22 protein-coding genes are annotated in these 21700 nt (G+C 61.7%); 9 read left to right on the plus strand and 13 right to left on the minus strand.

Translation table 11 applies throughout. The features are described 5' to 3' along the window. Nucleotides 1-34: 34 nt before the first annotated feature. Entirely contained in the window at nt 35-685 is a 651-nt protein-coding gene (locus tag RPMA_RS24315) for a CoA transferase subunit B (protein WP_211910219.1), read from the minus strand. Nucleotides 686-712: 27 nt separating this feature from the next. Then, the gene (locus tag RPMA_RS24320) at nt 713-1420 is read right to left on the minus strand and encodes a CoA transferase subunit A (RefSeq protein ID WP_211910220.1); all 708 of its coding nucleotides are present in this window, start codon (nt 1418-1420) and stop codon (nt 713-715) included. 284 nt (nt 1421-1704) lie between these two features. Between RPMA_RS24320 and RPMA_RS24325 the strand changes: the two genes are divergently transcribed. Then, nucleotides 1705-3639 (plus strand): AsmA family protein, encoded by a 1935-nt coding sequence (locus tag RPMA_RS24325; protein WP_211910221.1) that lies wholly within the window; start codon nt 1705-1707, stop codon nt 3637-3639. A gap of 183 nt (nt 3640-3822) precedes the next feature. On the opposite strand, the gene RPMA_RS24330 is transcribed toward RPMA_RS24325, so the two are convergent. From RPMA_RS24330 to RPMA_RS24345, 4 genes are all read right to left on the minus strand, one after another. Further along, nucleotides 3823-4638 carry an ABC transporter permease gene (locus RPMA_RS24330; protein ID WP_211910222.1) on the minus strand — a complete coding sequence of 272 codons (816 nt, stop codon included), beginning with the start codon at nt 4636-4638 and terminating at the stop codon, nt 3823-3825. Further along, nucleotides 4638-5549, minus strand: coding sequence for an ABC transporter permease (locus RPMA_RS24335; protein WP_211910223.1), 912 nt, complete (start codon nt 5547-5549; stop codon nt 4638-4640). The genes RPMA_RS24330 and RPMA_RS24335 overlap by 1 nt, the downstream gene beginning before the upstream one ends. Then, nucleotides 5546-6709: an ABC transporter ATP-binding protein gene (locus tag RPMA_RS24340; RefSeq protein WP_211910224.1), complete on the minus strand. Its 1164-nt coding sequence runs from the start codon at nt 6707-6709 to the stop codon at nt 5546-5548. Before RPMA_RS24340 ends, RPMA_RS24335 begins: the two co-directional genes overlap by 4 nt. 65 nt (nt 6710-6774) lie before the next feature. Next, nucleotides 6775-9441 carry a sensor domain-containing protein gene (locus RPMA_RS24345; protein ID WP_211910225.1) on the minus strand — a complete coding sequence of 889 codons (2667 nt, stop codon included), beginning with the start codon at nt 9439-9441 and terminating at the stop codon, nt 6775-6777. A gap of 146 nt (nt 9442-9587) precedes the next feature. Between RPMA_RS24345 and RPMA_RS24350 the strand changes: the two genes are divergently transcribed. Continuing rightward, nucleotides 9588-10697 (plus strand): NAD(P)/FAD-dependent oxidoreductase, encoded by a 1110-nt coding sequence (locus tag RPMA_RS24350; RefSeq protein WP_211910226.1) that lies wholly within the window; start codon nt 9588-9590, stop codon nt 10695-10697. 206 nt (nt 10698-10903) lie between these two features. Here RPMA_RS24350 and RPMA_RS24355 read toward each other — a convergent pair whose 3' ends face one another. Next, on the minus strand, nt 10904-11086 hold the full coding sequence (locus tag RPMA_RS24355) for a YdcH family protein (RefSeq protein WP_211910227.1): 183 nt from the start codon (nt 11084-11086) through the stop codon (nt 10904-10906). Nucleotides 11087-11344: 258 nt separating this feature from the next. On the opposite strand from RPMA_RS24355, the gene RPMA_RS24360 reads away from it, so the two are divergent. The 6 genes from RPMA_RS24360 (at nt 11345) to RPMA_RS24385 (ending at nt 15658) form a co-directional block, all read left to right on the plus strand. Then, the gene (locus RPMA_RS24360; protein WP_211910228.1) at nt 11345-11551 is read left to right on the plus strand and encodes a YdcH family protein; all 207 of its coding nucleotides are present in this window, start codon (nt 11345-11347) and stop codon (nt 11549-11551) included. Nucleotides 11552-11617: 66 nt separating this feature from the next. Continuing rightward, nucleotides 11618-12514, plus strand: coding sequence for a DMT family transporter (locus tag RPMA_RS24365; RefSeq protein WP_211910229.1), 897 nt, complete (start codon nt 11618-11620; stop codon nt 12512-12514). Nucleotides 12515-12734: 220 nt separating this feature from the next. Continuing rightward, a complete protein-coding gene (gene purE, locus RPMA_RS24370; protein ID WP_211910230.1) occupies nt 12735-13223 on the plus strand; it encodes a 5-(carboxyamino)imidazole ribonucleotide mutase in 489 nt (162 codons plus the stop codon). Further along, nucleotides 13223-14317 (plus strand): 5-(carboxyamino)imidazole ribonucleotide synthase, encoded by a 1095-nt coding sequence (locus tag RPMA_RS24375; RefSeq protein ID WP_211910231.1) that lies wholly within the window; start codon nt 13223-13225, stop codon nt 14315-14317. Before purE ends, RPMA_RS24375 begins: the two co-directional genes overlap by 1 nt. Nucleotides 14318-14539: 222 nt before the next feature. After that, nucleotides 14540-14848, plus strand: coding sequence for a 30S ribosomal protein S21 (gene rpsU / locus RPMA_RS24380; protein WP_211910232.1), 309 nt, complete (start codon nt 14540-14542; stop codon nt 14846-14848). Between the two features lie 150 nt (nt 14849-14998). Continuing rightward, nucleotides 14999-15658: a tetratricopeptide repeat protein gene (locus RPMA_RS24385; protein WP_211910233.1), complete on the plus strand. Its 660-nt coding sequence runs from the start codon at nt 14999-15001 to the stop codon at nt 15656-15658. A 37-nt stretch (nt 15659-15695) separates the two neighbouring features. On the opposite strand, the gene RPMA_RS24390 is transcribed toward RPMA_RS24385, so the two are convergent. The 3 genes from RPMA_RS24390 to RPMA_RS24400 all read right to left on the minus strand — a co-directional run bounded on the left by RPMA_RS24390 (nt 15696) and on the right by RPMA_RS24400 (nt 18054). Beyond that, on the minus strand, nt 15696-16499 hold the full coding sequence (locus tag RPMA_RS24390) for a hypothetical protein (RefSeq protein ID WP_211910234.1): 804 nt from the start codon (nt 16497-16499) through the stop codon (nt 15696-15698). A 166-nt stretch (nt 16500-16665) separates the two neighbouring features. Then, complete coding sequence (locus tag RPMA_RS24395; RefSeq protein ID WP_211910235.1) at nt 16666-16953, minus strand: cupin domain-containing protein; 288 nt, start codon at nt 16951-16953, stop codon at nt 16666-16668. Nucleotides 16954-16968: 15 nt separating this feature from the next. Continuing rightward, nucleotides 16969-18054: a calcium:proton antiporter gene (locus RPMA_RS24400; RefSeq protein WP_211910236.1), complete on the minus strand. Its 1086-nt coding sequence runs from the start codon at nt 18052-18054 to the stop codon at nt 16969-16971. A gap of 177 nt (nt 18055-18231) precedes the next feature. Here RPMA_RS24400 and RPMA_RS24405 point away from each other — a divergent pair, with 177 nt between their 5' ends. Continuing rightward, nucleotides 18232-18609, plus strand: a complete 378-nt coding sequence (locus tag RPMA_RS24405; RefSeq protein ID WP_211910237.1) for a VOC family protein — start codon at nt 18232-18234, stop codon at nt 18607-18609. A gap of 182 nt (nt 18610-18791) precedes the next feature. Here RPMA_RS24405 and RPMA_RS24410 read toward each other — a convergent pair whose 3' ends face one another. Genes RPMA_RS24410 through RPMA_RS24420 form a run of 3 tightly spaced genes read right to left on the minus strand, consistent with a single transcriptional unit; the run spans nt 18792 to nt 21694 of the window. Then, nucleotides 18792-20195, minus strand: a complete 1404-nt coding sequence (locus RPMA_RS24410; protein WP_211910238.1) for an NAD(P)(+) transhydrogenase (Re/Si-specific) subunit beta — start codon at nt 20193-20195, stop codon at nt 18792-18794. Between the two features lie 42 nt (nt 20196-20237). Further along, on the minus strand, nt 20238-20552 hold the full coding sequence (locus RPMA_RS24415; protein ID WP_092145745.1) for a proton-translocating transhydrogenase family protein: 315 nt from the start codon (nt 20550-20552) through the stop codon (nt 20238-20240). Between the two features lie 11 nt (nt 20553-20563). Beyond that, nucleotides 20564-21694 carry a Re/Si-specific NAD(P)(+) transhydrogenase subunit alpha gene (locus RPMA_RS24420; protein ID WP_211910239.1) on the minus strand — a complete coding sequence of 377 codons (1131 nt, stop codon included), beginning with the start codon at nt 21692-21694 and terminating at the stop codon, nt 20564-20566. Nucleotides 21695-21700 lie beyond the last annotated feature (6 nt).

The raw sequence follows: 21700 nt of genomic DNA on the forward strand, positions 1-21700 counted from the left end.
GCGCGACCCGTTGGCTCCATCCGGGCAACAAAAATCACGTGTTCTTCAGCGCCACGCGGAATTCGGCTTCGGTCTTTTCCTTGACCTCGTCCAGCGTCACACCATCGGCCAGCTCGATCAGCGCCATGCCGCCATCGCCGTTCTTGTCGATGGTGAACACCGCCAGATCGGTAACGACCATGTCCACGACCTTCTCGCCGGTGAGCGGCAGATCGCACTTCTTCAGGAGCTTGGCGCCGTCCTTGGCCGAGTGCTCCATCACGACGATGACGCGCTTGACGCCGGCGACGAGATCCATCGCGCCGCCCATGCCCTTCACCATCTTGCCGGGGATCATCCAGTTGGCGAGGTCGCCATTCTGGGCCACCTGCATGGCGCCGAGGATCGACAGGTCGATGTGACCGCCGCGCACCATGCCGAACGAATCGGCCGACGAGAAATAGCTGGTGGTCGGCAGTTCGGTGACGGTCTGCTTGCCGGCATTGATGAGGTCGGGATCTTCCTCGCCCTCATACGGGAACGGGCCCATGCCGAGCATGCCGTTCTCGCTCTGCAGCTGAACATCGACGCCGTCCGGAATGTAATTCGACACCAGCGTCGGGATACCGATGCCGAGGTTCACGTAGTAACCGTCACGCAGTTCTTTCGCAGCGCGGGCTGCCATCTGATCGCGGGTCCAGGCCATTGTGGCTCTCCTGCTGAATTCTAAAACTTAAGCGGGGCGCTGACGGGAGGTGACTTTTTCGATGCGCTTCTTACCAGTGCCGACCTCGACAATGCGCTGCACGAAAATACCCGGCGTGTGGATGTGGTCCGGATCGATCTCGCCGGCCGGAACCAGGTGCTCCACTTCCGCGATGGTAATCTTCGCGGCGGTGGCCATCATCGGGTTAAAGTTGCGGGCCGTCTTGCGATAGACGAGGTTGCCGGCGGTATCGCCCTTCCAGGCATGGACAATTGCGATGTCCGCGAACAGGCCGCGCTCCATCATGTAGGTCTCGCCGTCGAATTCCATCGTCGGCTTGCCTTCGGAGATCAGCGTGCCGACGCCGGTCTTGGTGTAGAAGCCCGGGATACCCGCGCCGCCTGCGCGGATGCGCTCGGCCAGGGTGCCCTGCGGGGAGAATTCGAGTTCCAGCTCACCGGCCAGATACTGCTGCGCGAACAGCTTGTTCTCGCCCACATAGGACGAGATCATCTTCTTGATCTGGCGGGTTTCCAGCAGGCGCGACAGGCCGATGCCGTCCACGCCGGCATTGTTGGAAACGACCGTGAGATCCTTGACGCCGCTATCGCGGATCGCGTCCGAGAGATCCTCGGCAATGCCGCAGAGGCCGAAGCCACCCGACATGATCATGATGCCGTCTTTGAGAATGCCGTCGAGTGCCGATTTGGCGTCGGGGTAGACCTTGTTGACCATGGGGAAGCGACCTGATGAAGAGAGCGGAAGGTCCGGCTGATGCCGCAATGCGATGAAGTATTAGGCGGAAACCTTTGAGCCCGTCAATCGCAGTGGATGCGACCCCTTCACACCCCGGACGGCCTTGAAAGCGTCAAGAAAAGCGATCAAATTGAGGGCCTTGGATGCGGGGGCGAGCGCGTAAGGCGACTGCGCCCCATCTGCGTTTAGACCCATAGCCAAAGACTTATAAGTCAACTCCGGATAGATCATTGACGAAAGCCCAAGGAATAAAGCGCCTGGGGATGCCCATCGTGGCTCTCCTGGGCGTCGTCGTGATCGGGCTGCTCGCCATGTCGTGGCTGCTGAGCCGCGATGCGCTGCGCAATGCCGTGGAAGCGCAGATCCGCAGCGTCACCGGGCTCGATTTCGTCGTCAATGGCGCCGTCGATATTTCCGTGTTCCCCGGCAGCTATGTGTCGTTTCACGATGTCGGCCTGAAGAACGGCGGCGCCATCGACCCTGCTTTGTCAGTGGATGTCCTCACCGCCAATCTCCGCCTGCTGCCGCTGCTGCTGCAGCGGTTCGAGATCGCCGACATGGTGATGCTGCGCCCGCGCATCCGCGTGGTGCGCGAGGCCAATGGCGACAGCAACTGGTCGCCTTTCATTGAATCCATCGCCCGCAAGACGAAGCCCGGCGGCGAACAGCTCTCCTTCTCGGAAATCCGCATCCAGGACGGCCTACTCGATTATCGCGACCCGCATAATCACGAGCGGCTGAACGACATCGATATCGCCCTGGCCTGGCCCTCGATCTCGCGCTCCTTCGCCGCCACCGGCCAGTTCGACTGGCGCGGCGAGCGCGTCGATGCCAGCCTCAGCGTCAGCGATTTCCTGGCCGCTCTGGCCGGCGAGCGCTCGGGCCTGAAAGCGCGTTTCGCAAGCGCGCCCGTCAAGCTCGCTTTCGATGGCAACATCGCCAACAAGGCCAGCCTGGTGATGGAAGGCACGCTGACGGCCGACAGCCTGTCGCTGCGCAATGCGCTGCGTTGGGTGGGGCAAGCTCCGCCCGGCTCGGGCGGCTTCGGCCGTTTCGCGCTGAAGGCGCGCGCCAGCCTGGTCGGCCCCTCCATCGCCCTTACAAATGTCAATGTCGAGCTCGACGGCAACAGTGCCGAGGGCGTCATGACCTACAGCAATAGCGGCCGGCAGACCTTGCAGGCGACGCTTGCCGCCGGCGCGATCGATTTCACGCCGTACATCTCGACGGTGCGCCTGCTCGCCTCCGGCCAACGCGATTGGAGCCGGCAGCTATTCGATCTCGATGCATTGTCTTCGGTCGATCTCGACATGCGCCTCTCCGCAGCCAAGGTCACGGTCGGCTCCTCCACGCTCGGCCGCACGGCGCTTGGTGCCAATCTGCGCGGCGGCGCCCTCGCTTTGTCGGTCGGTGAAGCGCAGGTCTATGGCGGTATCGCCCGTGGTTCGTTCAACATCGCACGCCTGGACACGATCGCCGATATCAAGGCGCAAGTGCAGTTCAGCGATGTCGATCTGCAGGCCTGCGCCAGCGATCTGTTCGGCGTCAACAAGCTGACCGGCCGCGGCACGCTCAACATGATGCTGGAAGCCTCGGGCTCCTCGCCCTTCGGCCTCGCTCAATCGCTTGACGGTTCGGCGACCCTGATCGGCCAGGACGGCGCCATTACCGGCTTCAACGTGGAACAACTGCTCAAGCGCCTCGAGCGCCGCCCCCTCTCCGGCGCCGGCAATTTCCGCTCCGGCTCGACACCATTTTCCAACCTGGTGATGCAGCTGAAATTCAACGACGGCATCGCCACGGCACAGGACATCCGGATCGAAAGCCCCACATCGAAGCTGAGCCTGACCGGCACCGCCTCGGTTCCCGCCCGCGAATACGACATGAAGGGCACCGCCAGCCTGAAAGCCGCCGCGAATGGTACGGGCGGCTTCGACCTGCCTTTCGTCATTCAGGGCCCATGGGACGATCCCCTGATCTTCCCCGACCCGGAAAGCCTGATCCGCCGCTCGCCAGGTGCCGCGCCATTGCTGGATGCCGTGAAGGATCGCAAGACCAAGGACGCCGTGCGCTCGGTGATCGAGCGGTTTACGACGGCACCGAAAGCCTTGCAGCCGGATGCGGAAAAGAAGGACGAAGTGCCGGCGGCAACAGCCCCAGCCGCTACAGCGCCAGCGGAGCCTGAGAAGGCGAACTGAGAGCGACGCTCCTCTTTTTCCTTCTCCCTTTGTGGGAGAAGGTGGCTCCGCGAAGCGGAGACGGATGAGGGGTAGCGGCTGGCCTCAGAGTTTGTGGCTACCCTCACCCGTCTCGAACGCTACGCGTTCGATCCACCCTCTCCCACCCCGCACAGCTTCGCTGTGCTTAGGGGAGAGGGAAGATCAGAGCGGCGCGGCGCTTGCGCCCCTGCTGCTCGACAGCTTCGTCGCCAGCGACGCCAGCACGATCAGCACCGTGATGAAGCCGACGATCAGCGTGCATATCGCATTGATCTCAGGCTTCACGCCCAGACGCACTTCCGAGTAGATGCGGATCGGTAGCGTGGCCGAGCCTGGTCCCGTCGTGAAACTCGCGATCACGAGGTCGTCCAACGACAGGGTGAAGGCCAGCATCCAGCCAGCGGCGATCGCTGGCCAGATCAGCGGCAGTGTCACCGAGACAAACGCGCGAAACGGATCGCGGCCGAGATCCATGGCGGCTTCTTCCAGGCTGCGATCGAGCGCGGCGAGACGCGACTGCACCACGACCGTGACGAAACACATGGTCAGCGTCGTATGCGCGATGGTCACCGTCCAGAAGCCGCGGCCGGCATCGATGGCAACGAACAGAAGCAGCAGCGACAGGCCGGCGATCACTTCAGGCATCACCAGTGGCGCATAAAGCATGCCGGACATGGCGGCCCGGCCGCGAAAGCCGCCGCCGCGGGTCAGCGCCACCGCGGCCAGCGTGCCGAGCACTGTGGCCAATGTCGCCGATGCAATGCCTACGCGGAACGACATCCATGCTGCATCGAGCATCGCGCGGTCGTTGAAAAATTCGGTGTACCAGCGTGTCGACCAGCCACCCCACACCGTCACGAGACGCGAGGCGTTGAAGGAATAGATCACGAGGATCACGATCGGCAGATACAGGAATGCGAAACCGAGCGTGAGCGAGACGATGTTGAAACGCGACAGGCGAAGTGGATGCGAGCTCATCAGCGGCGCTCCAGCTGGCGGCGCTGCACCTGATCATAGACCAGCAGCGGCACCAGCAACACAGCAAGCAGCACCACGGCCAGTGCCGAGGCCAGCGGCCAGTCCTTGTTGGTGAAGAATTCCAGCCACAGCGTCTGCCCGATCATCATCGAGTCCGAGCCCGCGAGCAGATCCGGAATCACGAACTCTCCCGTGATGGGAATGAAGCAGAGCAGCGCACCGGCAAAGATGCCGCGCCAGGACAGCGGCACCGTCACCATCCAGAACGCATCGAAGCGCGACACGCCGAGATCGGCGGCGGCCTCCAGCAGCGACGGATCGGCTTTTGCCAGCGTCGCATAGAGCGGCAGGATCATGAAGGGGAGATAAGAATAGACAATGCCGAGATACATGGCGCTGTCGGTCGAGAGCCACACCACAGGCGCGGAGACGATATGCAGCGCCATCAGGATCTGATTGAGCAGACCGTCATGCTGCAGGATGTTGATCCAGGCATAGATGCGGATCAAAAATGAGGTCCAGAACGGCACGATCACCAGCATCATCGCGATGACCTGCCAGCGCGACGGCAGCCGGGCCATGGCATAGGCAATGGGATAGCCGATCACCAGCAGCAACAGCGTCGATGTCAACGCAACGGTGATGCTGCGCAAATAGGACGAGACATAGAGTTGGTCTGCCAGCAGCGAACGGAAATTGTCCAAGGACAGCGTCGCGAATGCATCCTTCAGCCCCGCAAAGCCATCAGCGAAGCCGAACACCGGCAGATAAGGCGGCTGCGCCAGCGTCGTCTGCGACAGGCTGACCTTCACCACGAAGGCGAAGGGCAGCAGGAAGAACAGCACCATCCAGACATAGGGCGGGATCGCCATGCGGCGTGCCGGCGCGGTGAACAGGCGCTTGGCGTTCATCGCGGTAACACCACGCAATCGTCGGGCGTGAACCAGGCGGTGACACGCTCACCGATCCCGTAGGCATCGACATCGAGCCGCGTGGTATTCGCCAATGCCACCCGCAGCGTCGCGCCGTGATCGAGCTTCAATCTGTACACCGAGCGACCGCCGAGATAGTCGACCTCATCGACCAGCCCCTCGATGCTGTTCATGCCGCCGGAATGATTGAGCCCCGCGGCGAGGCCTCGACGCGACAGCCGGATCTTCTCTGGCCGGATCGCAATGCAGATCGCGAGACCATCCACCGGCTCGGCAGGCATGGTCGCGAACAGCGTGCCGGTGCCCTTGCCTTCGACGGTCAAGCGATGCCCATCCTGCAGGCGAATCTCGCCTTCGACCAGATTGATGTCGCCGACGAATTCCGCGACCCAGCGCGATGCCGGCGCTTCATAAAGCTGCCGCGGCGTCGCCAACTGCTGCAGGCGGCCGCCATGCATCACGCCGATACGGTCGGCCATGGACATGGCCTCGTCCTGGTCATGCGTCACGATCACGAAGGTCAGCCCGAGCTGGCGCTGGAGCCGGATCAGCTCCGTCTGCGTTTCCTCACGCAGCTTCTTGTCGAGCGCCGCGAGGGGCTCGTCGAGCAGCAACAGTTTGGGATGACGCGCCAATGCGCGGGCCAGCGCCACGCGCTGCTTCTGGCCGCCGGATAGCTGATGCGGCTTGCGCTGCTCCAACCCGTTCAGTTTCACCAGCGAGATCATGTCCGCGACGCGCGCATCGATGCCGATGCGCGTCAGCCCGGCGTTTTTCAACCCGAAGCCGATATTGTCGCGCACGGAAAGATGCGGAAACAGCGCATAGTTCTGGAACATCATGTTGACCGGCCGCTGATGCGGCGGCACCGCGGCAATGTCTTCGCCGTTCAGTTCGATACGGCCGCTGTCCGGCGTCTCGAAACCCGCCAGCATGCGCAACAGCGTGGTCTTGCCGCAGCCGGACGGGCCGAGCAGCGCAAAAAACTCACCTTCCCTGATATCGAGCGACAGCTCATCGGCTGCCACATGGGTACCGAACCGCTTGCTGACGGTATCGATCCGCAGCAGTGGCGTGGGATAGGCAATGGCGCGATCGTCGTCGGCCGGAATGTCGATGGTGTCAGCGGGATTCGTCATAGCTGCAAACTAGCGGCGGAACTCGCGCCGCTCAACTATGCATGATCGCAACCCAGTGGAGTATGTCAGCCGACCTTGCGGGCGGTTGCAACCGAGCTCACGCGACCAACCAGCGCAGCATATTGTGCAATCGGCGCGGGGCGACCGATGAAGTAGCCTTGCACACCGTCGCAGCCTTCGCTGGCCAAGAAGCACAATTGCTCATGCGTCTCGACGCCTTCGGCGACGATCGATACGTCGAGACCGTGACCAAGGCCGATCACCGCCCTGACAATCGCCGCGGATTGCGGGTTAAGGCCGAGATTGATGACGAAAGCACGGTCGATCTTGATCTTGTCGAACGGGAAGGATTGCAGATAGGTCAGCGACGAATAGCCTGATCCGAAATCGTCCATCGAGATACGCACGCCGAGCGCCTTCAAGCGCCTCAGCAGGGCGACACCGCGATCGAAATCCTCGATCAACACGCCCTCGGTGATTTCAAGTTCCAGCCGACCCGGCGCCAGGCCGGTCTCGATCAGAATCGAATGCACGAGATTCACGAGATCGCCATGCATGAACTGAGCTGGCGACAGGTTGACCGCAATCTGCAGGGGCACCGGCCACGAGGCCGCCTCGCGACAGGCCTGACGAAGGATCCACTCGCCCATTTCAACAATCAGGCCGCTCTCTTCCGCGAGCGGGATGAAATCGCCGGGCGAAACGAAACCGCGGGTCGGGTGAATCCAACGCGCCAGCGCCTCGAAGCCGGTGACGTCGGCATCCAGCACATTCTCGCTGGCGCGTGCTTGTGGCTGGTAGTGCAGCGACAATTCGCCATTGCGGATTGCCGTGGAGAGATCCTGATGCAGCACGCGGCGGTCGCGCAACTGCCGGTCCATCTCGGGCTCGAACACGCTGATCGATCCGCGCGAACGCGACTTGGCACGAAACAGCGCCGCACCGGAGTTGGCCAATAGCGACGCAGCATCGCGCCCGTCGCGGGGGAAAAGCGAGATGCCGGTGGTGACGCCGATCCGCACCGATTTGCCATCGATCGGAAATTCGTCCGACAGCGATGCGGCAATCCGTTCCGCAATGGCAAGGCCAGCTTCCGGCTGCTTCCCGTCGATGATGACACCGAATTCATCGCCGCCGAGACGCGAGACGACACCGCCACCGACGGCCCCCTCGATCCGGCGTGAGACATCCATCAGCAACTTGTCGCCGACGGCATGACCGAATACGTCGTTGATTTCCTTGAGGCCGTCGAGATCAATCGACAGCACCGCAAACTCTTCGGATGCATCGGTACAGGCATCGATCATCTGGGTGAGCGCCTGCAGGAAGGCAGGTCGATTGGGAAGATCTGTCAGGCCATCGTGATAGGCCATATGCGCCATCCGCGCCTCGGTCTGCCGACGATCGGTGACATCTTCGTGGGTCTTGATCAGATATTGCGGCTCACCCGCGGGATCGAGCACCGTGACACGGCGCGTCAGGAACAGACGCAGGCCGTCGCGCGTCGATATCGGGTGTTCTTCGGCAATCGGGGTTCGGCTCTTGATCGCCGCCTGGTCGCGCGTAACGATCAGCTTGGCTTCTTCCGGTCGCAGCATTTCCTGCACGGTCTTGCCGATCGCATCTTCGCGGCGACGGCCGAGAATGACCTCGGCCCCGCGATTGGCAAACAGATAGCGGCCGGTCGAGATCTGCTGCACCATCAGCGAGACGGGAATGTTATCCAGCACCGTTTGCAGGAATTGCCGGGCATTCTCGACTTCCTTCGACAGCGACTCCCGTTCGGTGATGTCTTCGAACAGGGCGATCAGGAAGGCAGGCTCATTGCGCTCGTTGAATGCAATCACCCGATTGCTGTCGATCGTCCGGATTTCCGACCCGCGCTGCACAACAATCTCGCTGCGCGACTGCCCCTGCGATGCCACCGCACGCGCATCCGCCTCGGCAATCGCCCGTGCGGTCGTCGGAGTGTAGATCTGGTCGGCACGCTTGCCGACAATCTCTTCGCGGGTAAAGCGCGAGAATTTCTCGAATGCACGATTGGCAAAGATATAGCGCCCATCATCGATGGTCTTGGCGGCGACACACACAGGGACGTTATCGAGAACGGATTCGAGAAACTGCTTGGTCGTCGCGAGCTCACGCTGCAGGAAAAGCTGATTGGTGCAATCCTCGTGAATCCCGATCCAGCCGCCATTGGGCAGGCGATTGAACTTGACGTGGATAGATTGACCGCCCGGCAATTCTGCAATGTAGCCTTCGGACGACATCGCCTTCTCGTAATAGCAATTCGGGCTCATATCGACCGTCCCGCGCTGACGTCGCAATTCGCGCAGGTCGGCTCCCGTAATGCCCGCCGTGATTTCGGCACGCGTCAGCTTGTAAATTTCGAGATAGCGATCGTTGCAGAACACCACACGGCGCTGCGCGTCGAGCATCACGATGCCCTGACCGAGATGATTGAGCGCCGAGCCGACGAATTCATTGCGCCGTTGCTGCTCATGCCGCACATTGCGAAGCGCTGACGCCACCCAGAAGACGATGGCCGTGGTGAAAGCACCTGCCACCAGCCCGCCCATAACGACATGCAAAGCAAAATAAGGGTCGAAAGTCACGAGGTCACCGGCCTGCCCATCCGCGGCATGCGCCGAGGTCACGGTGGCGATCAGACATGCGACAGCGATGGCGCATCTTGTCGCCTTCTCGCTCGCTCGGCCTATCTTGCCAGTCATTGTTCACCCGCGTATTCGCAGGTGGGAGTGTTCAATTGCAGGTATTTTGATCAGGTAAATGCATCTGCCGACAATCTGACACGACGCAAAAAACGCGCGGTAATCCGCTGACATGTTTAATATTTTACTAAGATCGGGCGGAACACATGGACAAGGTTGAGTGCGTCGTCGTAGGCGCCGGCGTCGTGGGTCTGGCCATCGCGCGTCGGCTTGCCGAGGCCGGGCGAGAGGTTATCGTGCTCGAAGCGGCCGATGCGATCGGCACCGTCACCTCGTCGCGCAACAGCGAGGTGATCCATGCAGGGATTTACTACCCCGCCGGCAGCCTGATGGCGCGTCTCTGCGTAAGCGGAAAACAGAAGCTCTATGACTACTGCCGCAGCCGCGGCATTCCACATAGCAATTGCGGCAAGCTGATCGTGGCCACCCGGCCTGAAGAGATCGACAAACTGGCCTCGATCAAGGCCCATGCGGAAGCCAACGGCGTCGGCGATATGCAGGTTCTGTCAGGCGACGAGGCCCGCGCGCTCGAGCCCGCACTCGCCTGTGAAGCCGCATTGCTATCGCCATCCACCGGCATCATCGACAGCCATAGCTATATGCTGTCAATGCGCGGTGAGGCAGAAGCCGCCGGTGCCGCTTTCGCATTTCTCGCACCACTGGAACGCGGGCGCGTGACTGCTGATGGTTTCGAGATCGAAGTCGGTGGCGAAGCGCCGATGACACTCGGCTGCGATATGCTGATCAATTCCGCGGGCCTGTCCGCGACCATGGTCGCACGCCTGCTCGAAGGCATGCCGCTTGACCTGATCCCACCGGCCTATCTGGCCAAGGGGTGCTATTTCAGCTGCAATACGAAGGCGCCATTCTCACGCCTGATCTATCCGGTGCCGGAGCCCGGCGGCCTCGGCGTGCATCTGACGCTGGATCTCGGCGGACAGGCCCGTTTCGGGCCCGATGTCGAATGGGTCGATCATGTCGACTACGAAGTGGATCCAGCGCGCGGCGAGCGCTTCTATCCGGCGATACGGCGCTATTGGCCCGCACTGCCGGATGGCGCGCTGATGCCTAGCTATTCCGGCATGCGGCCGAAGATCGTTCCACCCGCCGTCGCGACCCAGGATTTCATGATTCAGGGGCCGCAGGTTCACGGCGTGCCGGGATTGATCAACCTGTTTGGAATCGAGTCGCCCGGCCTGACGTCATCGCTCGCCATCGCGGACTATGTCGCGGAGGCCTCAGGAATCTCGAGATAAAAGTCACCGGGGATCAACGATCGTCTGCAAACGCACTTGCAGGCGAAGCAATCAGGTCCAACCGTCTTGTCTGATCGCTTCGTCGCAAGGGCGGCAGCGTGCAAGCATCTCGAATTCGCGATACCGGCACGCGATCCTGCGAACGTCATGGGGTGAGGCGTTACGTCAGGAGAATCTTGATTTCAGCAGAATTGATTCTGGACGGGCTAGTGAAGTGTATCGCTGGCTTGCCTAAGACGTTCGATTTCGTCTTTCACCATCAGTTTGCGACGCTTGAGTTCCACGATCCTGAGGTCGTCAGTGGAAAGGTGGACGAGCGCGTCGTGCAATTCGCTTTCGAGAACCTTGTGCTTGCGTTCAAGTTCAACGAGATGCGCCTGAAGTGCCATTCGAAAACTCCTCGGTAGGTGGGACCTAGTTTTGGATTCGGTTGGACGATGAAGTCTACATGACAGTGGACATCTGTCGATGGGTCTTGAAAATTGTACCGCCATGCTCCGCGTATCGTGAAAAACGAATCGTAACCGGGTGCTGTGCAAAATTCCCGGAACCATCTGGCTTGCGCGGTGCACGCACACCGGCGATAGTCCACTGAGAAACTCGCCAATGAGTGGCAGGCTAAAGTCAGCGCCAAGTCAGCTAACACCATGAACGACGACGAAGATCGCGAACTCCCCGCCGAATTGGCCCGATTGCAGCAAGAACATCGCGACCTCGATGCCGCCATCGAGGCGCTGCAGCATTCGCCTGCACCCGACCTGCTCCGTCTACAGCGCCTGAAGAAGCGCAAGCTTCAGTTGCGCGACCGCATGTCTCACATCTCGGATCAGATTACCCCCGACATTATTGCCTGAGACAACGCGTCGCGCTGCGGCGTAGTCATGGGCCATTTCCCGGGCCGCGGACTAGAACAAACGGCCATGCCGACTCCCACGCCCCCTCATGCACGCCTGATCGGTTTCATCTGCCTCGGTGTCACCGCCACCGGTTGGGCTATGAACTGGCCAATCATCAAGATCTTGCTACGCGACTGGCCACCGCTGTTTGCGCGTGGCGTTGCCGGCACCGCAGCCGGGATTATTCTGGCCGGCATTGCGATCGGCTACGGCGAAAAACTACGCGTCCCGCGGCATGCAATCCCGCGGCTGCTGTTCGCGTCCTTCACGAATGTTTTCGCATGGATGGGCTTTGCCACTGTCGCACTGAAAATGCTCAGCATCGGCGAAGGCGCACTGCTCGTCTACACAATGCCCATTTGGGCTACGCTTTTCGCATGGCCCATTCTCGGTCACCGTCCGGGATTGCGCGACGTCATCGCGCTGGTGCTCGGCATTGCCGGCATCGTGGTGCTGATGGGCGAGCACGGCTTTGCTCTGACGCAAGATAAGCTGCTCGGAATCGCTCTCACGATGGGCTCAGCAACCTTATTCGCACTGGGCAGCGTATTGATGCGATCGCCCTTGCCGGTCGCGCCCATTGCGTTGGCGGCATGGCAAGTCGGGCTTGGCTGTTTCCCTATGGTCATTCTCGGACTGATCTTCGAGAAACCCGATATCGCCGCCCTCACTCCGACCGGGTGGAGCGCGCTGATCTATATGACCCTCGGCCCGATGGGCATCTGCTACCTCACCTGGTTCGCCACTCTCCGCCGTCTACCGCCCTCGACGGCGGCTATGGGGACTTTGGTTGTTCCCATCCTGGGGGTGATTGGCGCGGCGGTCGTGCTCGGGGAACCGCTGGGACTGCGCGAGGTAACCGCCATGGCGCTCACCCTTGGCGGGGTGACGCTCGCGCTGCGGAAGTCTTCCGCAACATAGATGCCGCGAGGCGGTTACCGGGCTACCGCGGCGTCAGGCACCCAGGCCGCGTAAAATCCGCGCTTTCGTCGCCTTCGCATCGGGTTTTCTTTTGCATCGGATTTGTTACAAGGCTGTCCCGTCTTCAAAGACGAGATTGTTCTTGAACGCTCCCTGCCCGGCAGGGGGCGACGCTTGTATTTCCAGCTATCCTCTTGGATTCGCGAAAGAAAATACCGGAATGTCCGCGCCCGTCGCCATTATTATGGGAAGCCAGTCCGACTGGGAAACCATGCGCCACGCCGTCGATACCCTGACGGCCCTGGGTATCGCCCATGACGCGCGCATTGTTTCGGCCCATCGCACCCCCGACCGGCTGGTTTCGTTTGCCAAGGGGGCCAAGGCGGCTGGGTTTCAGGTCATCATCGCCGGTGCCGGCGGCGCTGCCCACCTGCCGGGCATGGCGGCTGCGCTGACGGAGCTGCCGGTGTTCGGCGTGCCTGTCGAGTCGAAGGCACTCTCCGGCGTCGATTCTCTTTATTCTATCGTCCAGATGCCCGGCGGTATTCCTGTCGGCACGCTGGCGATCGGCAAGCCCGGCGCGATCAACGCTGCCTTGCTTGCAGCTTCGGTGCTGGCGCTTCACGACCCAGCCCTTGCAACCCGCCTCAAGGCTTGGCGTCAGGCGCAGACCGACGCCGTGGCCGAAAAGCCGGAAAGCATCAAGTAATGGCACCAGCAATGAAGGTGCTGAAGCCCGGCGACACCATCGGGATTCTCGGCGGCGGCCAGCTTGGTCGTATGCTGGCGCTGGCAGCAGCGCGGCTTGGCCTGAAGTGCCAGGTGTTTTCGCCCGATCCGGATTCGCCGGCGTTCGATGTCGTGCAAAACGCGACTTGCGCCGAATATGCCGATGTCGAGGCGCTCGAACTGTTCGCCAATGATTGCGACGTCATCACCTACGAATTCGAGAACGTGCCCGCAGCCACGGCGCTCATCCTTGATGCGCGCCGTCCAGTGCTGCCGGCGCAAAGCATCCTGAAGACCACGCAGGATCGCCTGGTCGAGAAGGATTTCGTGACCTCGTTGGGCATCGGCACTGCCGGCTATGCCAGCGTCTCCAGTGTTGGAGAGCTCCGCGACGCCGTCGAGAAACTCGGCCTGCCCGCGGTCATCAAAACCCGACGCTTCGGCTATGATGGCAAGGGCCAGGCAATGATCCGCCCGGGCGATGATCTCGATCAGGTCTGGGACGATCTCGGCACCAAAGAGGCAATCCTCGAAGCTTTCGTGCCGTTCGAGCGCGAAGTCTCCGTGATTGCGGCGCGCGGTACCGACGGCAGCGTCGAATGTTTCGACGTCACCGAAAACGAGCATCGCGATCACATCCTGAAATTCTCCTACGCCCCTGCCCGTATTCCCGATGCGCTCGCTGCCAAGGCGCGCGAGATTGCCGAGAAGATCGGCACGGCGCTCGGCTATGTCGGTACCTTCGCGGTCGAACTGTTCGTCGTGCCGGGCAAGGATGGGGCGTCGCTCGTGGTCAACGAGATCGCCCCGCGCGTGCACAATTCCGGCCACTGGACGCTGGACGGCGCCTCGGTCTCGCAATTCGAGCAGCATATCCGCGCCATTGCCGGCTGGCCGCTCGGCAAGCCCGTGCGCCTCGGCCAGGTCACCATGACCAACCTGATCGGCGACGACATCCTCGATTATCCGAAGTGGCTGACTGTCCCCGGCGCCACGGTGCATCTCTACGGCAAGGGCTCGCCCCGTCCGGGCCGCAAGATGGGCCATGTGGTCGAGGTCAAACCGGAGGTTTGAGCCTCTCTGGCACCCATTTTGCCGCCTGAACGGCCCGGGAACCCGAGGCGTCTTGGTGAGAAATCCTCGATTTTCCGCGGAAAATCACACAATGAGCTTTTGGGCGTGGTGGACATTCACCATTTCATCTGTTAGATGAGCGCCCTTACAGGTTAAGAGCTTGGCCTCTGTCGGCTCTTTTCTTACCCGAAATTCTGATCCGTATGATGAAGAGGATGCCGCGTGCAGGTTCTCGTTCGCGATAACAATGTTGACCAGGCTCTCAAGGCGCTGAAGAAGAAGATGCAGCGCGAGGGCATTTTCCGCGAGATGAAGCTCCGCGGTCACTACGAGAAGCCGTCTGAGAAGAAGGCCCGTGAAAAGGCTGAAGCCGTGCGTCGCGCACGCAAGCTCGCCCGCAAGAAGCTGCAGCGCGAAGGCTTGCTGCCGATGAAGCCGAAGCCGGTGTTCGGCGCCGGCCCCGGCGGCGACCGTGGTGCACGTCCGGGTGCTGGCGGCGCAGGTGCTGGCGCTCCGCGCCCGGCCCGCTAAGCAGACCGATATTTGATTTCGATAACGCGGGCTTCGGCCCGCGTTATTTTTTTGCAAACGTGTTCTAAAGCGCGCTGCTTTGACCGGGTGCAATTTCGATTCCGGCAGGGTACCAATATCAGATCAATCGCCGCGTGAGATTTGCCCTGCATGGACTACCCGCTCCGCAAATCACGATCCTGCATTGGCAAGCGCAGCGCCTTAGCGACCGCCTTGCTGATCACGGGGTTATGCGCCGGCGGATGCTCGTTCAACCTGGGATCTTTGGGACCGGGCGACAAGGAAGAACCGAAAACGACGGCCGCAGCGGCGCCGGCCACGCGCGGGCTGTCCGCAAAGACCGACCCGCAGGAAGCCAAAGTGCAGGCCGCGCGCGGTGCGAGCTTGGCGCAGTCCGGCCAAAGTGCAGAAGCGCTCGTCGCCCTCAACACCGCGATCGACCTGGATCCCTACAGCGCGCAGGCATTTTACCAGCGTGGCATGCTGTACCAGTCCGAAAAGAAGTATGAATTCGCGATTGCCGATTTCACGTCAGCCAATGGCCTGACGCCTCAGCAGGCTGATCCGCTGCTCGGGCGTGCACACTGCTATCTCGCACTCGGCAAGAATCAGGAAGCGGCCGCCGATCTCGACGAGGCATCAAGCGTCGCACCTGGCAATGCGCAGGTCTGGATGGCGCGTGGTGCCGCCTATGAGAAGCTCGGAAATCGCGAGAAGGCCGCTGACTCCTTCAGCCGCGCCATGCTGCTACGACCGAACGACCAGCCCGCACGCGATGGCGTGACGCGGAATGGCGGACGAACGGGATAGCGCGACTAAGAAGCTTACCGCTCGAACGACCGCGGGATCACTTTGTCGAACATCGACTTCGCACCGCTGAGCACGTCCTCGACGACATTGGTACGACCGCCACGTTCCCCGCATCGGCCTGCATTTCACGCATCGGAACCGGCACCTCACCCGGCGGACGCGGGCCACGCGATTGAAGCGCTGGCACGGCATCTTCAACGCTCGGATTCGACACCACGATCGGCGGCGGCAATTGCTGCATCGGCTGGGCCTGCTGAGCCGGTTGTACTGCAGGCGCCACCGGCGGCTGGGCGGCCGCTGTGCGCTCGGGCATCCGAGGCTCCGGCGCGCGGGGCGTCTCGACCTTCTCGCCACGGCTCAGGCGTTCGATGGCGGCGCGGGCGAGATCATTGGCATCGCCGGACGGGGCTGTACCGACGGTGGCAAGCACAGGCGCCGGTGCTTCAGACTTCGCCGGCTCGGCCTTTGCAGATTCAGATTTGGCAGATTCGGGTTTGGCAGCCGCCTTTTCACGCGCAGGCGCATGGCGGCGCGCTTCGACGGCCTTGTTCGCGTCAGCCTTGTCGGACTTGTCGGTGGCAGCCTTCTCGACCGGCTTTTCAGTGGCCTTCTTTGTGGTGGTCGGTGCAGGCTCGGGAGCATCCACCGCAGCGGCAGCTGCCTCAGCCGGCTTGGCTACAGCCTTGTCCGGGGCCGGCACGCTCGCGGCGGCGGGCGCCGGCGGCCGGTCCTCCCGGGTTTTCGGGATAATGTAGACATTGACGATATAGGCGCCGACCACCGTCGCCATGATCGACGGCAAAATGTCGATCGTGAATTTCGAAAGATACTTCTTCAACATGAACCCGGCCTCATTCCCCGGCTGCTACATGCTGGAAATTTGAGGCTGATTCAGGGATCAATCGCGACGGATCAAAGGCAAGTTCCCGCTCGGGGAGCGGGAATGTTTCGGATCGTCTCCGGACATCCGGTCGGGCCGCCCGGAGACAATTTCCGGCCCCTTCAGCTTACTTCTGCTTGATCTCGACTTCGAGGAAGACGATTTCCTTGTCGGTCTCGTTCAGCACGTCATGCTCGACGCCGGCTTTGCGGAAGTAGGACTTGCCGGCAACGATATTCGAGATCGAACGGCTGCCGTCCGGCGCGACAATGGTCATGGCGCTGGTGGTCACCGGCACGATCACATAGTCCATGCCATGCGTATGGTGGCCCGTGGCCGCGCCCGGCGCGAGACGCCACTCGGTGACGCGAACTTCGGGCGTGTCCTGCTGGACGTCGGACTGGGCAGCGAGCATCGGAAGCTTCCTTGATTACGGTGCGAAAACCGTCAGCAGGAATACAGCAAACACCAGCATGTGCACCATGCCGAACAGGATATTCGTCACGCCCGTGGCGAATGTCAGCATGCTGATGGCGAATGTCATCACCAACAGTGTGGTCTCGCTCGGCGGTAGGCCCAGCACCAATGGCTGACCGAGCAGCGTCGCAACCAGAGCGACAGCAGGAATAGTGAGGCTGATGGTCGCCAGCGCCGATCCCAATGACAGATTGATGCTCTTCTGCAGCTTGTTGTGGCGGGCCGCGGAGAAAGCCGCGACGCCTTCAGGCATCAGGACCAGCAGAGCCACAACGATGCCGGTAAAGGCTGCGGGCGCACCGATCGCAGCACCGCCAGCATCCACGACGACCGAGAAAGACTTGGCGAGCGCCACCACGCTGACCAATGCAACGATCAGCAGAATGGCGTTCATCTTGATGGAATGGGTCGGCGGTGCCCCGTCATCATCCTCGTCGTCGTTGATGAAGTAATCCCGATGCAGCACGGTCTGCGTGTAGAGAAACAGACCGTACAGGATCATCGTGATGACGCTGACAAAGGCCAGCTGCAGCGCCGAGAACAACGGACCGGGCGTGGTCAGCGTGTAGTTCGGCAAGATCAGCGTCATTGTGGAGAGCACGATCAGCACGCTGAGATAGATCTTGGCGCCCGAGACCTGAAATTCCTGCTCGCTGTAGCGGAGACCACCAGCGAGGATGCAAAGGCCGACCATGCCGTTGCAGACGATCATGACCACCGCGAAGACGGTGTCGCGGGCCAGTGTGGGCGCCGATTTTTCACCGATCATGATGGTGGCAATGACGGCGACCTCGATGATGATGACCGACAATGTCAGCAGCAGCGTGCCATAGGGCTCGCCGATCTTGTGGGCGATCACCTCGGCATGGTGGACGGCGGCGAAGACCGTACCGAACAGGATCGCCAGCAGGACCACCGAAAACAGGATACCGGACACCGACGGTGTAAAGCCGATCCCCAATGCTGCAGTAACAGCGACAAATGCAACGGCCGATGCCGGAAACAACCATGACGAGCGGGGCACGGGGTGTGCAGACATCGAGCAATGACCTGAAGGATTCGAGAAACCGGAGGGGCAACATATGACAATGCCCGCCCCGATGTCAGGTTGCAGGGCTGCGTCAAGCTGACCCCACTCGCCAATCATCCCACGCAATGCGTATAGTCCGGCATCACCGTGTGGTGAGCTCGAAAAAGAACAAAGGGAGCAAACGAGATGTTTTCGCACGTCATGATCGGCACCAATGACCTGGAAAAGGCAAAGGCGTTCTACGACAAGCTGCTGGGTACGCTGGGCGTCGAGCCCGCCGTGGTTGATCGCCACCGCATTTTCTACCGCACCAAGACCGGCACGTTCTCGGTGTCGAAGCCGATCGACGGCAAGCCAGCCACCGCTGCCAATGGCGGTACCATCGGCTTCCTTGCCAAGTCGCAGGAAGAAGCCGACGCCTGGCACGCAGCCGGCATCGCAGCTGGCGGCACCACCTGCGAAGAACCGCCGGGCATCCGCGAAGGCGGCGTGAAGATGTATCTCGCTTACCTGCGCGACCCCGATGGCAACAAGATCTGCGCCCTGCACCGCGTGCCGGCGTAAGGCTCGTACAAGCCTCAAACAAAAATGCCCGGCGATGAGCCGGGCATTTTTCGTTTCTTCACTCGGCCCTCATGGTGAGGAGCGTGCCGCTTGGCACGCGTCTCGAACCATGAGCTGTCGACACTCAGTATCCATCCTTCGAGACGCCGCTGCGCGGCTCCTCAGGATGAGGGACGGATCGATTACATCGCCTTGACGATGTTCTCCGTCACCTTCTTCGCGTCACCCAGCAGCATCATGGTGTTGTCGCGATAGAACAGCGGGTTGTCGATGCCGGCATAGCCCGAGGCCAGCGAGCGCTTGATGAACATCACGGTGCCGGCCTTCCAGACCTGCAGGACCGGCATGCCATAGATCGGCGAGGTCTTGTCCTCTTCCGCCGCCGGATTGGTGACGTCGTTCGCGCCGATGACGAAGGCGATGTCGGCCTGGGCAAATTCCGAATTGATGTCCTCGAGTTCGAACACCTCATCGTAAGGCACATTCGCTTCGGCGAGCAGCACGTTCATATGGCCCGGCATGCGGCCAGCGACCGGATGAATGGCGTATTTCACCTCGACGCCTTCCTTCTTCAACGTATCCGCCATTTCGCGCAGCGCGTGCTGGGCCTGCGCCACCGCCATGCCGTAGCCAGGCACGATGATGACCTTCTGCGCGTTCTTCATGATGAAGGCCGCATCATCCGCCGAGCCGAGCTTGGCAGGCTTCTGCTCGCCCGAACCACCGCCGGCCGCGGCACTCTCGCCACCGAAGCCGCCGAGGATGACCGAGATGAAGGAGCGGTTCATCGCGTGGCACATGATGTAGGACAGGATCGCACCGGATGAGCCAACCAGCGCGCCGGTGATGATCAGCGCCGAATTGCCCAGCGTGAAGCCGATGCCGGCGGCGGCCCAGCCGGAATAGGAGTTCAGCATCGAGATCACGACCGGCATGTCGGCGCCGCCGATCGGGATGATCAGCAGGGCGCCGAGCAGCAGCGCCAGAATGGTGATGACCCAGAAATCAACGGCCGAGCCGGACTTCACCAGACCATAGATGAAGAACACCAGCGCAAGGCCGAGCACGATATTGATGATGTGGCGTGCCGGCAGGATGATCGGCGCACCGCTCATGCGGCCCGAGAGCTTTGCGAAGGCGATCACCGAGCCGGTGAAGGTCAGCGCGCCGATGGCAACGCCGAGCGACATTTCGACGAGGCTCGCCGAAACGATCTTGTTCGTCGCCGGATCGAGAATGCCGAAGGCTTCGGGCGCGTAGAAGGCGCCAGCGGCGACCAGCACCGCGGCCATGCCGACCAGCGAGTGGAAGGCGGCGACCAGTTCGGGCATCGAGGTCATCGGCACGCGCTTGGCGATGACGGCACCGATGCCGCCACCGATGGCGATGCCGAGGATGACCAGGATCCAGCCGAGCGCATCGGCCGGCGGATGCGCGGCCAGGGTGGTGCCGACGGCGATGGCCATGCCGACCATACCGAAGAAATTGCCCTGGCGGCTCGAAGCCGGGCTCGACAGGCCGCGCAACGACATGATGAAGAGCACGCCGGCGACCAAGTAAAGCAGTGCAGACAGATTGGCGTTCATCTCAGGACCCCATCACTTTCGTCACCTTGAGGTGAGCGCCAATCACTTGGACTTCTTCTTGTACATTGCGAGCATGCGCTGGGTGACCAGGAAGCCGCCAAAGATATTCACGCAGGCAAAAATCAGCGCCACGAAGCCGAAACCGCGGGCGAGCACGCCACCGCTGCCGGCCAGCTTGACACCAACCGCGAGCAGAGCGCCGACCACGATCACCGACGAGATCGCATTGGTCACCGACATCAGCGGCGTATGCAGCGCGGGGGTCACCGACCACACCACGAAATAGCCGACGAACACCGCGAGCACGAAAATGGAGAGCTGAAAAACGAACGGGGAAACCAGCGAAGCATGATCCATGGCGGCTCTCCTTAGGCAGTCTTCGGCTGGAAGTTCGGATGGATGACGGCACCATCCTTGGTGAGCGCCGTGGCCTTCACCAACTCGTCGTCCCAGTTCACCGCGAGCGCCTTGGTCTCCTTGTTCACCAGCGTCTCGATGAAGGAGAACAGGTTTCGCGCATAGAGGCTGGAGGCGGAAGCTGCGACGCGGCCGGCGACATTGGTGAAGCCGACAATCTTGATGCCGTTGATATCTGCGACTTCGCCGGGCTTCGCGCCTTCCACATTGCCACCGCGCTCGACGGCAAGATCGACCAGGACCGAACCGGGCTTCATCGACGCAACCATGTCAGCCGTGACCAGACGCGGCGCCGGGCGGCCAGGGATCAACGCGGTGGTGATGATGATGTCCTGCTTCTTGATATGCTCGGCGGTGAGTGCGGCCTGCTTGGCCTGATACTCTTTCGACATTTCCTTGGCGTAGCCGCCAGCAGTCTGGGCGTTCTTGAACTCGTCGTCCTCAACAGCCAGGAATTTCGCACCGAGGCTCTCCACCTGCTCCTTGGTGGCCGGGCGCACGTCGGTCGCAGTCACGACAGCGCCGAGACGGCGCGCGGTGGCGATGGCCTGCAGGCCGGCAACGCCGACGCCCATCACGAACACCTTAGCGGCCGGAATGGTGCCCGCTGCGGTCATCATCATCGGGAAGGCGCGGCCGAAATATTCGGCGGCCTCGATCACCGCACGATAACCGGCGAGATTGGCCTGCGACGACAGCACGTCCATCACCTGCGCGCGGGTGATGCGCGGCATCAACTCCATGGCGAAGGCCGACACGCCGGCATCGGCGATGGTCTTCAGCGCGGCTTCATTGCCATAGGGATCCATGATCGCGATCACCAGCGCACCGCGCTTGTAATTCGCGAGCTCCGAAGCTTCCGGACGCTTCACCTTGATGACGATGTCGGCATCCTTGACCGCATCGGCCGAGATAGTCGCGCCAACGGCGGTGTATTCGGAGTCCGGCATGCCCGACTTGATGCCCGCACCCGGCTCGATCGCCACTTCGGCACCAAGCGTCTTGAACTTCTTGATCGTGTCCGGCGAGACCGCGACGCGCGGTTCGAGCGGATCGATTTCCTTGGCAACGGCAATCTTCATGGGTCC

Source organism: Tardiphaga alba, from assembly GCF_018279705.1.
Classification (GTDB): domain Bacteria; phylum Pseudomonadota; class Alphaproteobacteria; order Rhizobiales; family Xanthobacteraceae; genus Tardiphaga; species Tardiphaga alba.